Genomic DNA, 14,715 nt, shown 5'->3' with positions numbered 1-14,715 from the left:
GGCGGTGAGCGCGACGGCGTCGGACACCGGGATCGCGTCCAGCAGCGCGGGGAGGCTGGCAAGTTCGTCCAGCTCCTGGCGGCAGTGGGCGCACACCGCAAGATGCTGCTCGAAGGCCGCGGCTTCGGCCGGCTCCAGCCCGCCGAGCAGGTACGCGCCGAGGAAGTGATGCAACTCGGTCCCGTTCACTGCTGCACCCCCATCTCGTCGAGGATCGTCCGTAGGGCCCGGACGGCGTAGAACGCCCGGGACTTCACCGTGCCGCTGGGGATCTTCAATTGGGCGGATGCCTCCTGGACTGTGTAGCGGCGGTAGTGGAGCGCAACAAGGACTTCGCGGTGTTCCGCGCTGAGCCGCAGCAACGCCTCTTCCATCAGCACCTTGTTGAGCAGCTCGTCAATGCGCCCCGCGCCGACGCCGCCTTCCGGGAGGGCCTGGACATCGCGGTCGCCAGCTTCCTGCGGCCGCCTTTGGGCTTTGCGGTAATTGTCGATCATGATGTTGCGGGCCGTCCGGAACAGGTAGCTGCGCAGGCTGCCCGTGATCTGCGGCGCCTGCTGCCAGACCCGCAGCACCGTCTCCTGGACGACGTCGTCGGCGAGCTGGGGATCCCGGGAGACGCTGAGGACGAAGCGTTTCAGGGCCGTTCCGTGGTCGCGGTAAATCGCAGCCACGACGTCTTCGTCCAGCGGCATTGCGCACCTCCAGGGAATTCGTGTTCTGCCCTCTACGACGTACGGGCAGGCCCAATAGTTCAGTGTGCCCCAGGACAGCCCGACACGAACATGTCGGTTCCGCCATGAACCATTCCGCTCTCCATGGCGTCGTATCTCGTAGCGCCGGCCTCCGAGTTGGGCTGGCTCGAGTCTAGGAGCAGCAAATGAAGAAGCATCTCAGCATTGGCTTGTCCGCGTTCGCTCTGGCCGCCCTCCTGTCCGGCTGCGGCGGCGGAACGACCACGACGCCGACGTCGGCAGCACCGGCCACCTCCGCCCCCACAGAGACCGCCACGAGCGCGCCGGCCAGTTCCGCGCCGTCGTCCATGTCCGCCGCGGTACTCTCGGTGGCCGACTCCAAGGCGGGCCAGATCGTGGTGGCCGAGCAGGGACTGAGCGTCTATTTCTTCACCAAGAACACGAAGGATTCCGGGAACAGCGTCTGCACTGGCGCGTGCCTGACGTCGTGGCCCGCTGTCACGTCGACGACGGCGACTCCCACAGTCAACGGCGTCACCGGCAAGGTCGGAACCATTCCCACGGCTGACGGAAAGATGCAGGTGACCATCAACGGGATGCCGATCTACTACTACTCCAAGGACCAGGCCGCGGGGGACATCAACGGCCAGGGCGTCGGCGGGGTCTGGTTCCTCGTGTCACCCTCCGGGGAAATGATCACGGCACCGCCGGCCGGGTAGGCTCACCGACCGCGGATCCGCCGGGCCCGGTCCGCCGGTCAGGAAAACTAAGCCGGGCACGGCCGGGAGAGAGTTCGTCGGCACGGGTTGCTCAGCACGGCACGGCCGGCGCCTGCATTTGGGGGCAGACGCCGGCCGTACCGGAAAACTGTCGGGGAAGGCCGCCTACGGGCGTGCCTTTTCGAACTCTGCCGACCCTTCGAAGTCAACAGCCGCTGCGAACTCAACAGCCTCTTCGAACTCCACAGCCGCGAGGATTTCCTGGGTCCGCGGATTGAGCATGAAGGCCTCGTCGTCGTCCTCCAGCATGAGGAATTCGCCCTGCTCCGTGGTGAAGTGCCAGGCCAGGGTGGTCTCCCCGTTGTGCTCATAATTCGGATCGCCCATGGTGATCCGCACCAGGCTGTGGCCCGCGAGGCCGCACAGCTCGCGGATGATCTGCTCGAACTCCGGCGCGTCCAGGAGCGCTTCCTCGGCGGCTGCCGCCTGGCGCTCCGCGAGGTCGGAAAGCCGGGCCACCCGCCCGGCAATGTGGGCGTCCAGGTCGTCGTCGGAAAGGACCAGCAAGTCCTCCTGGCCGCGCAGCCACGCGGCATTCAATGCGGCGATGTCCTCCGTTGCGAGGATCGACTCGAATTCCCCGTCCAGTTCTTCGATTCGCCGAACAGCGTCGGAGACCCCGTCGCCGGGTTCGTCTTCCTCTGCGCTTCCGGCGGCCCAGCCGCTGCCGCCGTCGAGGTAGCTGTCGACGTCGGTGTCGGTCAGGGCGCCGAAGGCGGCTACCGTGCGGTTGAAGAGGTCCAGGTGCGCGGCGGCACCCATGGCCTCCAGGCCTTCCCGGACGTAGGGGTCGACTTCCTCGCGTTCGGGCGCGGTGAACACGTACTGTGCGAAGCCGCCAGCCAGCGCCTGCGTCAGGTAGAAGTCCACGTAGTAACCGCGCAGCGCGGCCGGGGAGATCTCTTCCGTGTCCAGCAACTCCTCGAACATGGCGTTGACCACGTTGACGTTCGCGTCGACAACGTCCTCATTTCCGCCTTTGAGGCTTTCGGTAGTCAGCACGGTGGGGTAGCTGTGGGCGGACTGGATGGTGGGCTCACTGTGGGTCATGCGGAATCCTTACTGCTGGCGCTGCTGATACTCCGGACCTCTCCACGGTAGGTCCGTCGTCACGGCGGGCGGCCGAGCCCCGGTTGAACGTCAGGCGAAGTTTAGGCGGCGCTTGCGCGGGCGGCGGCGAAGTTCCGGGGCCTGCGAAGGCTCGGTAAGATGGATCAGATGATTACCTGCCGAAAGTAGCGCGCACATGCCATCCCATCCGGACGAGAGTGCGGCACTGGCAATACAGACTCCCGCGATCAACGACCGCTCCCTCGCGGCCGGGCTCGCTTACGCCATGGGGAGCCGCGTTTCCGGGATCTCCTTCGACGCCGCCACAGGCCTGCTGCTGGGCAAGGTGCGGGGCGGTTCCGACGTGCCCTATTCCACGACGGCGAAGCTGGTCCGGAAGGCAGGCGGCTGGAGCTGCACGGTGGGCGTCTGCAGCTGCCCTGTCCGCAAGGACTGCAAGCACGTGGCGGCCCTGCTGTTCGCTGCCGAAGACAACCCCGCCACCAGGATGCAGCTGCTGGCCCCCGCCGAGGGCACGCGGCTGTCCCGCCAAAGCGCGCCACCGGAAATGGCCGACTGGGAGCAGGCCCTTAGCCCCCTGATCGCCCACCCGGGGATCACGCCGTCCGCCAACGGCACCCCGCTGGCGCTCCAGTTCGACGTCGAGGAACCCGCCCCGCACTTTTCCTACACGGGCCGCCGCGACCCGCTCCGCAGCGTCCGCCAGCTCAAGGCACGCCCCGTCATCATGGGCGCCAAGGGCAAGTGGATCCGCGGCGACGTCTCCTGGAGCACGCTGAGCTACCTGAACTACCGGCGCGAATGCAACGAGGCGCACGTCGAGTGGATGCAGGAATTCCTCGCCTCGCACACCGCTGTGGCAAACCGGCAGCACTCCGGCACCGGACTGTGGCTGGGGCTGAACACCTACGCCGGCAAGAACCTGTGGAGCCTGCTGTCCCAGGCCCAGAAAATCGGCGTCGCCCTGGTGCACAGCCGCGGCACGGAGCCGGTGCGGCTGGTCGAACAGCCTGCCGCTGTCGGGCTGAACCTGGCGCGCATCGGCACCGGCGGGGACGACGGCGGTCTCGAGCTCGCGCCGACCATCACGGTCCAAGGTGAGGTGGTGGATCCGGCGTCGGTCGGGACCATCGGCCGCCCGGCGCACGGAATCTTCCTGGCGTCCGACGGCGGCGCCCTGCCCGGTACCGCCCCCGCGGACCCCGTCATCACCCTCGCCCCGCTGGAAAGCGGTCTCAGCGAGGAACTGCTGACCTTCGTCACGGGCGGGACAACCCTGCACATCCCCGCACGGGACGAAAGCCGCTTCCTAACGGGGTTTTACCCCAAGCTCAAGCAAACCGCCCGGGTTACCGCCTCCGACGAGTCGGTGGAACTGCCCACGCTCGCCGTCCCCACCCTGTCCCTGCTGGCCAATTACGGGGCCGACCACCGGGTCCGGCTGCATTGGGAATGGCACTACACGTCCGGAAACCTCGTCACGGCACAGCCGCTGTGGCGGCACCCGGGCGATCACGGCTACCGGGACGACCCGGCCGAGGCCCGCATCCTCGAGGCGGTCGGGCAGCCCTGGGACGTCGTGCCGGCCTTGGGCGAATCCGCGACCGGCGGCTGGGGCACGCCGCGCCTGGCGGCCACGGCAGAGCTGGCCGGACTGGACACCCTCGCCTTCACCGAGGACGTGCTCCCCCGGCTCCGCGACCTCCCCGACGTCTCCGTGGATACCTCCGGCGAGATTGCGGACTACCGCGAAGCCGAAGAAGCCCCGGTGGTGGCGATCTCTACAAAGGCGACGGACAGCCGCGACTGGTTCGATCTGGGCATCGTCATCACCCTGGAGGGCCAGCCGGTTTCCTTCGCGGCACTGTTTTCCGCCCTCGCCGCCGGCCAGACCCGCATGCTGCTCCCGAGCGGGGCGTACTTCTCGCTGGACCTGCCGGAGCTGCACCAGCTGCGGGCCCTGATCGACGAGGCCCGCTCCCTGCAGGACAACCCCGGCGACAAGGACGCCCCGCTGCAGATCAGCCGCTTCCAGGCCGGGCTGTGGGACGAGCTCGCACACCTGGGCATCGTGGATGAACAGGCCGCGGCGTGGCGCGAGTCCGTAGGCGGCCTCCTTGAAGGCGGCATCAAGGGCCTTCCCCTGCCCGGGTCACTGAACGCCGAGCTTCGCCCATACCAGCTGGAGGGCTTCAACTGGCTGAGCTTCCTGTACCGCCACGGCCTCGGCGGCGTGCTGGCCGACGACATGGGCCTGGGCAAGACCGTCCAGGCCCTCGCACTGATCTGCGCCGCAAAAGACGCCGCCGCAGGCGATGAAGCCGGGACCGGGTCCGGGACCGCCCCGTTCCTTGTCGTCGCCCCCACTTCCGTGGTGGGCAACTGGGAGGCGGAAACGGCACGGTTCGCGCCCGGGCTCAACGTGCGCGCCATCGGCGAAACCTTCGCCAAGAGCGGCTCGCACCCGGCCGAGGCGATGGCCGGCGCGGACATCATCGTCACCTCCTACGCCCTGTTCCGGATCGACTACGAGGCCTACGCCTCCCAGACGTGGGCCGGGCTGGTCCTGGACGAGGCGCAGTTCGTCAAGAACCACCAGTCCAAGGCCTACCAGTGCGCCCGAAAACTGCCCGCCGCCTTCAAACTCGCCATCACCGGCACGCCGCTGGAGAACAACCTGATGGAGTTCTGGGCACTGACCTCGATCGTGGCCCCCGGGCTCTTTTCCAGCCCCAAACGGTTCGCCGAGTATTACCAGAAGCCGGTGGAGAAGAACGGCGACAAGGGGCAGCTGGACAAGCTCCGGCGGCGCGTCCGGCCGCTCATGATGCGGCGCACCAAGGAACAGGTCATCAGTGACCTGCCGCCCAAGCAGGAGCAGATCCTGGAAGTCGTGCTGAACCCGCGGCACCAGAAGGTCTACCAGACGCACCTGCAGCGGGAGCGCCAAAAGATCCTGGGCCTGATTGAGGACGTCAACAAGAACCGGTTCACCATCTTCCAGTCGCTGACCCTGCTCCGGCAGCTGAGCCTGGATCCCTCGCTGATCGATCCCTCCCTGTCCGGGGTGCGCTCCAGCAAGCTCGATGTCCTGTTCGAGCAGCTCGCGGACCTGGTGGCCGAAGGGCACCGGGCCCTGATCTTCAGCCAGTTCACCGGTTTCCTGGGCAAGGTCCGGGAGCGCCTGGTCGAGGAGAACATCGAGTTCTGCTACCTCGACGGCGGTACACGCAACCGCACCGACGTCGTGAACGAGTTCAAGAACGGCGCCGCGCCGGTGTTCCTCATCAGCCTTAAGGCCGGCGGCTTCGGCCTGAACCTCACCGAGGCCGACTACGTGTTCCTGCTGGACCCGTGGTGGAACCCGGCATCGGAGGCCCAGGCCGTGGACCGGACCCACCGGATCGGCCAGGCCCGGAACGTCATGGTCTACCGGCTGGTCGCCAAGGACACGATCGAGGAGAAGGTCATGGCGCTCAAGGCGAAAAAGTCGCAGCTCTTCGCCGACGTCATGGAAGGCGACGCGCTCACCGGCGGCGCCCTGACGGCGGAGGACCTGGCGGGGCTGTTCAACGACTGACGCGGAACGGACCCTGACGGGTCGGGACATTCTTTTCTATAGTTGTAGAGAATGCGGACCGTAAGATGTGCCAGAAGAGTCCGACGCAAGATATTTTGGGGAGCTGTCCGGTGCCAAAGATTGTCGACCACGACCAGCGGCGGCTTGAACTCGTCGACGCCACATGGCGGATCATCGCCCGACTTGGCATCGAAAGTGCCACCATGCGGGAAATTGCGCTCGAGGCCGGCTTCGCAAACGGCGCCCTCAAGCCATACTTCCCCACGAAGGATGACCTGCTGACATTCGCCTTCCGGCACGTCTTCAACCGCACGAACGAGCGCATTGCGGAGGTCACGGCCGGACAATCCGGGCTCCCGGCGCTCAGGGCGTTTTGCGTCGAGGTTCTGCCCCTGGATGAGGAGCGGATCAACGAAGCCCGGGTTGTCATCCCGTTCTGGCAGAAGGCCATCAACGATCCCGACAAGGCCCTGATCCACCGGGCATCCATGGAGCAGTGGTTTGCGGAGATGCTGAAGTACCTTTCCGAGGCGCGGGAGGCCGGAACCATCAGCACCGCCGTCGACGACGCCACCTTGGTTGGACAGCTGCTCAACTTCCTCCTCGGCGCGCAAATCTCGGCGGCACTCGCCCCCGATGGCCGGGTGGAACCCGGCCTGAACGAACAGCTGGAAGGGTTCCTGGCCCTGCTCGGCTGCTAGGTATCGCCAACCACCGGCCAGACCTGCGCGGCGCCCAGGCGCCTCTGCTTCCGCGGCCATCAGCGCAGCGCCTGCGGCACGGGTTCGTGCCGCAGGTAGCTGCGCCGGAACCGGCCGCTGCCGGCGGTCAGGGCCCGCAACTCCACCGCGTACCGCAACAGTTCCTGGTCCGGCACCTCGGCGCTGATCTCGGTGCCGTCGGCGCCGGCGGACGTGGTTCCGGTCAGGCGTGCCCGGCGGGAGGACAAGTCGCTCATCACGGCGCCCACATGGTCCTCCGAAACGCTGATGGTCACAGACGAGACCGGTTCCAGGAACTGGATGCGGGTTGTCCCGGCCGCCTCCCGGAGAGCCAGCGCCCCGGCCGCCTGGAAGGCAGCATCGGAGGAATCCACGCTGTGCGTCTTGCCGCCGATCAGCGTTACCTTGATATCCACTACCGGGAACCCGGCCGAGACGCCTTTCTGCATCTGGGCCCGCACGCCCTTTTCCACCGAGGTGATGAACGGCCCGGGAATCACGCCGCCAACGGTCTTGTCGACAAACTCGAACCCGCCGCCGCGGTCGAGTGGTTCCACCTCGATGTCGCACACCGCGTACTGGCCGTGGCCGCCGGATTGTTTGACGTAGCGCCCGTGTCCGGCGGCCGGCGCGGCAAACGTCTCCCGCAGCGGCGTGATGACCGGGACGCTCTGCAGGTTCACGCCCTGGTCCCGCAGCCTGCCCAGGACGACGTCGGCGTGCGCCTCGCCCATGCACCACAGGATCAGCTGGTGGGTTTCGGAGTTGCGTTCCACCCGCAGCGTCGGGTCCCCGGCCGTGACCTTCCCCAGGTTCCTGGCCAGGGCGTCCTCGTCGCCGTGCGTGGCGGCTTCGATGGCGACCGGCATGAGCGGGTCCGGCATGTCCCAGGCGGCCACCAGCAGCGGCAGTTCCTTGGCCGAAATTGTGTCGCCGGTCTCGGCGGTGCCCAGCTTGGTCAGCGCGCAGATATCCCCCGCGACGCAGAACGGCACTGGCCGCAGTCCTGATCCCAGCGGCGAGTACAGGTGGGTGACCCGCTCGTCGCTGTCGTGGTCCTCGTGGCCGCGGTCGGCCATTCCGCGGCCGCCCACATGGATGGCGGCGTCCTCCCGCACCACGCCGGAGAAGACGCGCACCAGGCAGACGCGGCCAAGGAACGGGTCGATCGTCGTACGGACCACTTCACCGAGCAGCGGGCCGTCGGAGGCGCAGCCGAGCGCGCCGGCGGGCACCCCGTCGAGGCCGGTCGCTGCGGGGACGCCGCGCTCCGCCGGCGTCGGAAACGCACGCACCAGGACTTCGAGCAGTTCCGCCAGGCCGAGTCCGGACTCCGCCGAGGCCGGCAGCACCGGATGGAAGGACCCGCGGGCCACGGCCGTCTCAAGATCGGTGATCAGGACGTCGGGGGCGATTTCCTCGCCTCCGAGGTAGCGGTCCATGAGCGTCTCGTCTTCGCTCTCGGCAATGATCCCTTCGATCAGGGCGCCCCGTGCGGACTCCGCGGCGGCGAGTTCGACGCCTGTCGCGGCCCGGGTGGCCGGCGCCGGTTCCGCATCACTGTAGTCGGAGACCGCGCCGGTCAGCAGTCCCAGCAGCCCGGTGACGGGACCGTCGGCGGGGACCGGCAGGTAGAGCGGAAGGATGGAGTCGCCGAATGCCAGGCGGCAGCGGGCGATGGCGGCGTCGAAGTCCGCGCGCGGATGGTCCAGGCGGCTGATGACCACGGCCCGCGGCATCCCGAGCCGCTGGCACTCGCTCCACAACGCCGTGGTCGCTGCGTCGACATCGTCGGTGGCCGAGACGACGAACAGCACCGCATCCGCCGCCCGGAGCCCTGCCCTCAGCTCGCCGATGAAATCCGTATAGCCCGGAGTGTCCAGCAGGTTGACCTTGATGTCCCCCACCATCACCGGCACCACCGCTAGCGCCACGGAGCGCTGCTGCGCGATGGCGGAAGGATCCGAGTCGCTCACCGTAGTGCCCTCGGCGATCGAGCCCTTGCGGGTGATGGCTCCGGTGGCGGCAAGCAGTGCCTCGGTGAGCATCGTTTTTCCGGAACCGGAATGCCCCACGAGTGCCACATTGCGGACCTTGTCCGGCTGTTCCGGCGGCGCGACGCCGTTGGCGTCTGCCCGCCGGAGGTCAGACGTACCCCGGACCGGTCCCCTTGACGGCGTCTTGGCGCCTTTCGACGGCATGAGAACCTCCCGGCGTCGCATCCACTCGTGCCCTGCAGGGCCTTGTGTTAAGGATTGGACACCCTGGGACGCCCGGACAGCAAGGTCTTTTTCAGGCCGTGGCCGGAGCAACCAGGGACCCGGAGGCTGCCCGGTTCCGGAGCCAACGGCCCAGGGCGTTGCCTTTGCCCTTCCACCAGCTGTCCTCGTCGCTGCCATGGTGCCACCGGAAGATCACGGCGACCATGATGAACACTCCGGCGGCGACCTCGGGCCAAGAGCCGGAGGCGGCATCGAGGAGCACGCTGAACGCCATGACCAGGATGGAAGGCAGTGCAAGTGTCCGGAACCACGTGTTGGCGACGTACCGGCTGCGGGATCGCGGCACGGAGACCGCGCGGACGAAGTCGAAGCACAGGCAGACGACCACCAGGGCCTGCCCCAGGGACATCAGGATGTGCCCCGGCAGGGAGCCGGCAAACAGGACGGCCGCCTGGAGCCCCGGACTCACGGCGTGCCCGTCAAAGCACCTGGCCGTGAAGAATCGGCAGTGGACGGATCAAACTCGGTTGAATCATGCATGCGATGCCCCCCGGCGTCTACGCTGCTCCTGCGCTGGCTCCGTGCCCGGGCTTCCCGTAGGAGCTGCAGGCGTGTCATGCCAGCCTTTTATGACACTCCAATTCAACGCGCGGAATGGGCATGAAGTCACGCAAATGAGGTACCCGACTATCGGATGGTCGGATACCTGATTGCGTTCCGGTGTACTCAGTTCGCTCCTGCCGCTACTTGCCCCGGCATTGCGACGTAACCGAAAAACGTGATGGTTGACACATTCCCCGTGCTCGTGTCATGGTTACAACACCAGATGGTCTGACCAACAGACCGAATGACTCCCCGCGATACTACGAGGAAGTAGCCACATGAATCTCTACTCGCTTATGCAGAAGCGAACCGCCACGCAGGGGCCCATCAGGGTCGGCGTCATTGGCGCCGGAAAGTTCGCCTCAATGTTCCTGACGCAGGCACTGAACACCGAGGGGATCCACGTTGTCGGCGTCGCCGACATCGACGTCCCCAAGGCCAGGGGCGCACTCCAGCGCACGGGCTGGCCGGCAGAGCGCTACGCCGCCAGGAATTTCGCCGAAGCCCTCCGCAACGGCACCACCTTCGTCACGGAAAGCTCCGCGGACCTCATCAGGCTCCCGGAAGTTGAGGTCATCCTCGAGGTGACCGGAAACCCGATCGTCGGCACCGCCCATGCCGTGCAAAGCATCGACAACGGCAAACACATCATCATGGTCAACGTCGAGGCCGACTGCATGGTGGGCCCGATCCTCCAGCGCCGCGCCGAAGCCGCGGGCGTGGTCTACTCCATGGCCTACGGCGACCAGCCCGCCCTGATCTGCGAAATGGTCGACTGGTGCCGCACGGTCGGATTCGACATTGTCGCCGCCGGCAAGGGCACCAAGTACCTCCCGGAGTACAACTACTCCACCCCGGACACCGTGTGGAACTACTACGGCTTCAGTGACGAACAGCTTGCGTCCGGTGACTTCAACCCCAAGATGTTCAACTCCTTCCTGGACGGCACCAAGTCGGCGATCGAAATGGCGGCAGTGGCCAACGGCACGGGCCTCACCCCTCAGGACGAAGGGCTCTTCTTCCCTCCGGCCGGCGTTGATGACCTGCCGAACGTGTACCGCGAGAAATCCGTTGGCGGGATCCTGACCCGGCGCGGCACCGTGGAGATCGCCTCCAGCCTGAACCGGGACGGCACCGAGGTGGAGCGCGACCTGCGCTGGGGCGTCTATGTCACCTTCGAGGCCAAGACCGACTACGCAGTGCAGTGCTTCGCCGAATACGGCGTCAAGACCGACCCCACCGGGCGGTACGGGTCGCTGTACCGGCCGTACCACATGATCGGGCTCGAGCTGGGCGTCAGTATCGCCTCGGCCGTGCTGCGCGGGGAAGCCACCGGCTCGCCCACCGGCTTCCGCGGCGACGTGATGACGACGGCAAAGAAGGACCTCAAGGCAGGCGAAATCCTGGACGGCGAAGGCGGGTACACCGCGTTCGGCAAGCTGGCCCCGGCCCGGATCTCGCTGGAGCGCAACGCCCTGCCGCTGGGCCTCGCGCACGGCATGAAACTCAAGCGCGACGTCCCCAAGGACGGCACCGTCTCCTGGGACGACGTCGACGCCGACGAAACCCTCTTGGCCGTCCAGATCAGGCGGCAGCTGGAGACGGAATTCCGGACCGAGATGCTCACCCACGCATAGGTCAGACCGTCAGGCCGAGACTACGATGGAAATGCCGCCGGCGGTTGGCCGGCGGCAGGGAAATCAACGAGGTGGTCGAACATGAGCGCAGAAGCATGGGAACCGGTCCAGAGGGTCCGGACCTACGAACAGGTGATGTCCCAGATCGAGGACAGGATCCTGGACGGCAGGCTGAAGGCAGGGGACAAACTGCCCAGCGAACGGGATCTCTCGGCACTTCTGGGAGTTTCCCGGCCGTCGCTCCGGGAATCACTCAGAGTCCTGGAGGCCCTGGGCATCGTGGATATCCGTCCCGGCGGCGGGGCAGAAGGCGGGGCAGTGCTGGTCGGCGAACCGGGATCCGGATTCGTCAACCTGCTCAAGCTCCAGCTCGCACTGGGTCAATTCGACCAGAAAGAGGTTCTTGAAACCCGGATCGCGCTGGAAACCTGGTGCTGCGAGGAAGCCGCGGTGCGGGCCAGCGAACAGGACCACCACGAACTGGAACTGATCCTGGATGCGATGGATAACCCCGACATTTCAACCGCAGAGTTCAACCGACTGGACGCCGCATTCCACGTCCGGATCGCCGAATCAACAGGCAACACACTTTCCTCCCACTTGATGGGCTCGCTTCGGACGGCAATCAACCGCCAGATGATCGAGGCCTATGCGCGGCTGGAGGACTGGAAGAAAACCGCAACAGTCGTTCGCAGCGAACACCGCCACATCCTCGATGCCATCCGGCAGCGGGACGCGAATGAGTCCAGGCGCGCTGTGGGGGATCACATCCGCAGCTTTTACAACATTGGAAACGTCGAGGCACCGAACCACCCGCGCTGACGCCCGCTGACGGCGTCGCCCGGTGCAGGCCCTCGGCACCCGGGACAGGGGAAAATCCCCTCCCATATCGAAAGAGATAGGGACGCTGATGAGCACGCTCACGCAAACACAGACCCGCCAGGCTGAACACGGTTCACCGGACAAGCTCAAGGTCGCGATCGGAAGTGCCGTCGGCACGACGATCGAAAACTACGACTTCCTCGCCTACGGCACGGCCGCCGCGCTCTATTTCGGCACCGCATTCTTTCCGGGCCAGGACCCCGTCGCCGCCACCCTGCTGGCGTTCGCCACCCTCGCCGTAGGCTTTGCCATGCGGCCGCTGGGCGGGCTGATCGGCGGCTTCCTCGGTGACAAATACGGCCGCAAACCGGTCCTTGTCGGCGCGTTGCTGGTCATGGGTGCCGCGACCTTCCTGATCGGCGTCCTGCCCACCTACCAGCAGGTGGGCGTCCTGGCACCGATCCTGCTCGTCGCGATCCGCATCATCCAGGGCCTGGCCTTCGGCGCCGAATGGGGCGGCGCCATCATGATGACTTTCGAGCACGCTCCATGGCGCCAGCGCGGCCGCTACACCGGCATTCCGCAGGCCGGTGTCCCGCTTGGTCTGTTGCTGGCCAACCTCGTCTTCCTTGCCACCACCGGCTGGAACAACGAATGGTCCTGGCGCGTGCCGTTCCTCGCCAGTTCCGTCCTGATAATTGCCGGCATCATCATCCGACTGAAGGTCAGCGAATCCCCCGAGTTCGAGGAAACGAAAGCCAAGGGCGAACTCGTCAAGAATCCGCTCCTGACCGTCATCAAGAATGACTGGCGCACCATTCTGCGGGTCATCGGCCTTCGGCTGGCAGAATCCGGCGGCTTCTACGTGATCGTCACGTACTTGCTCTCCTACATCGTCGCCAACAAGCTGGTCGACCGCCAGACCGGCCTGACGGGCCTGGTGCTCGCCGCAGCATTGGGCGTGGTGACCACAATCCTTTGGGGCCGGCTCACGGACAGGATCGGACGCCGCAGTCTCTACATCGTCGGCACTGCAGGCATCATCCTCTTCGGCTTCCCGATGTTCCTCATGGTCAACACGGGCGTCCCGTTCATGGTGATCCTCGTATATATCATCGGGTTGCCGATCCTGCACGACATGCTCGCCGGCGCCCAGGGCGCCTGGTTCTCCGAGCTGTTCCCCGCCAACACCCGGACTTCCGGGGCATCCATCGGATACCAGTTCTCGGCCGCAATCTCCGGCTTCATCCCCCTCATCGCAGCAGCCACGGCCGCGGCCTGGGGCTGGAGCGGCGTGGCAATCGTCTACATGGCCTGCGGAGCCATCGGGCTCATCGCCGCCCTGCTCACCAGGGAAACCTGGGGAAACCGCGAACGCGCCGCCGTCGACCAGCTCATCGCCGCCAGCAAGTAGGCCACGGCAGCCCCCCGCCGGAGGCAACAACAGCTGTGCCCGGGACCACTGGTCCCGGGCACAGCTGTGTGTCCTGGCCGATGAGTCCTAGCCCATGCCCCTCGGCCGCCACACCACCAGCGCCTGCGACCGCGCCTGCGGACGCTTGCCGCGGGCCAGGCTGACGACGTCGCCGGCAGTTCCTGCGGCGAAGATCCGCGAATCGGCCCCTTGGCGGCGCCGGCCCAGCTCCTCAGTCAGTTCGCCGACCCGGCGCTGCAGGGCGGCCACCTGGTTCTCCAGCTGCAGGATCCGCTTGATGCCCTCGAGCGAGACCCCCTCCTGGGAGAGCCGCTGGACCTCGCGGAGCATGTTCACATCCCGCTGCGAGTAACGCCGCGACTTGCCCGGGGCACGGCTGGGCGAAACGATGCCCAGCCGGTCGTACTGGCGCAGCGTCTGCGGGTGCATGTCCGCCAGTTCCGCGGCAACGGAGATGACGAAGATCGGCTGGTCGAAGTCGATGGCCATGGCTGGATCCCGTTCCTAGAGCCGGGCCTTGGCTGTCAGGCCCGCGCGGACGTCCTCATTGGCGGTGGCCGTGGCGAAGGCCTTCACGGCCTCCTCCGCTTCCTTGTTCAGCTTCCGCGGAACAGCGACGTCGATCGTCACCAGCAGATCGCCGGTGGCTTTGGCGTGCTTGACGCCGCGGCCCTTGACACGCAGGGTCCTGCCCGAAGGCGTCCCTGCCGGAACCCTGACCTTGACCGTGTCGCCGTCGATCGTCGGAACCTCGATGTCGGCGCCCAGGGCCGCCTCCGGGAAGGAGACCGGGACGTGGATCCGGAGGTTGTCGCCGTCGCGGACATAGAACTCGTGCGGCTTAACCGAGACGGTGACCATGAGGTCGCCGTTCCCGGCGGGGGCGTACTGCCCCTTGCCGCGGACGCGGACCTTTTGTCCGTCCTTGATGCCGGCCGGGATGCGGACGTCGATGACCTCGCCGTCCGGTTCACGCAGACCGATCGTGGTGCCGCGGATGGACCCGCCGAATGAGATCGAGGTCGACGCGGTGCGGTCCGAGCCCTTCTGCGGAGCCCGCTGGAAGGACTGGCCCCCGCCGCCGAATCCGCCGCCGCCGAAGAGATCTGCGAACTCGGGCGGGATGCCGCCGGCCGTGCTGTAGCCGCC

13 protein-coding genes are annotated in these 14,715 nt (G+C 66.8%); 6 read left to right on the top strand and 7 right to left on the bottom strand.

Going from position 1 to position 14,715, the window contains the following annotated elements:
• Positions 1-189: anti-sigma factor family protein (locus Y706_RS27725; RefSeq protein ID WP_043434462.1), on the bottom strand; the 189-nt coding region annotated here is incomplete at its 3' end.
• Positions 186-695 (bottom strand): sigma-70 family RNA polymerase sigma factor, encoded by a 510-nt coding sequence (locus Y706_RS0103210; RefSeq protein WP_026538160.1) that lies wholly within the window; start codon positions 693-695, stop codon positions 186-188. The genes Y706_RS27725 and Y706_RS0103210, both read right to left, overlap by 4 nt.
• A 185-nt stretch (positions 696-880) precedes the next feature.
• Here Y706_RS0103210 and Y706_RS0103205 point away from each other — a divergent pair, with 185 nt between their 5' ends.
• Entirely contained in the window at positions 881-1,414 is a 534-nt protein-coding gene (locus Y706_RS0103205) for a COG4315 family predicted lipoprotein (protein WP_028275434.1), read from the top strand.
• 165 nt (positions 1,415-1,579) lie between these two features.
• Here Y706_RS0103205 and Y706_RS0103200 read toward each other — a convergent pair whose 3' ends face one another.
• Positions 1,580-2,524 (bottom strand): DMP19 family protein, encoded by a 945-nt coding sequence (locus Y706_RS0103200; protein WP_028275433.1) that lies wholly within the window; start codon positions 2,522-2,524, stop codon positions 1,580-1,582.
• 196 nt (positions 2,525-2,720) lie between these two features.
• Here Y706_RS0103200 and Y706_RS0103195 point away from each other — a divergent pair, with 196 nt between their 5' ends.
• Positions 2,721-6,125, top strand: a complete 3,405-nt coding sequence (locus tag Y706_RS0103195) for a DEAD/DEAH box helicase (protein WP_028275432.1) — start codon at positions 2,721-2,723, stop codon at positions 6,123-6,125.
• A 110-nt stretch (positions 6,126-6,235) separates the two neighbouring features.
• Positions 6,236-6,826, top strand: coding sequence for a TetR/AcrR family transcriptional regulator (locus Y706_RS0103190; protein ID WP_028275431.1), 591 nt, complete (start codon positions 6,236-6,238; stop codon positions 6,824-6,826).
• Positions 6,827-6,885: 59 nt separating this feature from the next.
• Here the strand turns inward: Y706_RS0103190 and Y706_RS0103185 are convergent, their stop codons facing one another.
• Together Y706_RS0103185 and Y706_RS0103180 are read right to left on the bottom strand one after the other, a co-directional pair.
• Positions 6,886-9,048 (bottom strand): elongation factor G-like protein EF-G2, encoded by a 2,163-nt coding sequence (locus Y706_RS0103185; RefSeq protein WP_028275430.1) that lies wholly within the window; start codon positions 9,046-9,048, stop codon positions 6,886-6,888.
• 91 nt (positions 9,049-9,139) lie between these two features.
• Positions 9,140-9,538: a hypothetical protein gene (locus tag Y706_RS0103180; RefSeq protein ID WP_028275429.1), complete on the bottom strand. Its 399-nt coding sequence runs from the start codon at positions 9,536-9,538 to the stop codon at positions 9,140-9,142.
• Between the two features lie 412 nt (positions 9,539-9,950).
• Between Y706_RS0103180 and Y706_RS0103175 the strand changes: the two genes are divergently transcribed.
• The 3 genes from Y706_RS0103175 to Y706_RS0103165 all read left to right on the top strand — a co-directional run bounded on the left by Y706_RS0103175 (position 9,951) and on the right by Y706_RS0103165 (position 13,545).
• On the top strand, positions 9,951-11,309 hold the full coding sequence (locus Y706_RS0103175) for an NAD(P)H-dependent oxidoreductase (RefSeq protein ID WP_028275428.1): 1,359 nt from the start codon (positions 9,951-9,953) through the stop codon (positions 11,307-11,309).
• A gap of 81 nt (positions 11,310-11,390) precedes the next feature.
• The gene (locus Y706_RS0103170; protein WP_028275427.1) at positions 11,391-12,131 is read left to right on the top strand and encodes a FadR/GntR family transcriptional regulator; all 741 of its coding nucleotides are present in this window, start codon (positions 11,391-11,393) and stop codon (positions 12,129-12,131) included.
• 88 nt (positions 12,132-12,219) lie between these two features.
• Positions 12,220-13,545 carry an MFS transporter gene (locus Y706_RS0103165; protein WP_028275426.1) on the top strand — a complete coding sequence of 442 codons (1,326 nt, stop codon included), beginning with the start codon at positions 12,220-12,222 and terminating at the stop codon, positions 13,543-13,545.
• Between the two features lie 87 nt (positions 13,546-13,632).
• Here Y706_RS0103165 and Y706_RS0103160 read toward each other — a convergent pair whose 3' ends face one another.
• Both Y706_RS0103160 and Y706_RS23355 read right to left on the bottom strand, forming a co-directional pair.
• Entirely contained in the window at positions 13,633-14,055 is a 423-nt protein-coding gene (locus Y706_RS0103160; RefSeq protein ID WP_028275425.1) for a heat shock protein transcriptional repressor HspR, read from the bottom strand.
• 15 nt (positions 14,056-14,070) lie between these two features.
• Positions 14,071-14,715, bottom strand: a 645-nt coding sequence (locus tag Y706_RS23355) for a DnaJ C-terminal domain-containing protein (protein WP_043434458.1), incomplete at its 5' end; no start/stop codon positions are given.

This window comes from Arthrobacter sp. I3, from assembly GCF_000520575.1.
GTDB lineage: Bacteria > Actinomycetota > Actinomycetes > Actinomycetales > Micrococcaceae > Arthrobacter > Arthrobacter humicola_A.
This window is presented reverse-complemented; position numbering and strand designations above follow the sequence as displayed.

Coding starts and splice junctions, on each gene's coding strand:
- Y706_RS0103160 (WP_028275425.1), bottom strand. CDS start 14,055: ATGGCCATCGACTTCGACCAGCCGATCTTCGTCATCTCCGTTGCCGCG.
- Y706_RS0103165 (WP_028275426.1), top strand. CDS start 12,220: ATGAGCACGCTCACGCAAACACAGACCCGCCAGGCTGAACACGGTTCA.
- Y706_RS0103170 (WP_028275427.1), top strand. CDS start 11,391: ATGAGCGCAGAAGCATGGGAACCGGTCCAGAGGGTCCGGACCTACGAA.
- Y706_RS0103195 (WP_028275432.1), top strand. CDS start 2,721: ATGCCATCCCATCCGGACGAGAGTGCGGCACTGGCAATACAGACTCCC.
- Y706_RS0103200 (WP_028275433.1), bottom strand. CDS start 2,524: ATGACCCACAGTGAGCCCACCATCCAGTCCGCCCACAGCTACCCCACC.
- Y706_RS0103175 (WP_028275428.1), top strand. CDS start 9,951: ATGAATCTCTACTCGCTTATGCAGAAGCGAACCGCCACGCAGGGGCCC.
- Y706_RS0103185 (WP_028275430.1), bottom strand. CDS start 9,048: ATGCCGTCGAAAGGCGCCAAGACGCCGTCAAGGGGACCGGTCCGGGGT.
- Y706_RS0103205 (WP_028275434.1), top strand. CDS start 881: ATGAAGAAGCATCTCAGCATTGGCTTGTCCGCGTTCGCTCTGGCCGCC.
- Y706_RS0103210 (WP_026538160.1), bottom strand. CDS start 695: ATGCCGCTGGACGAAGACGTCGTGGCTGCGATTTACCGCGACCACGGA.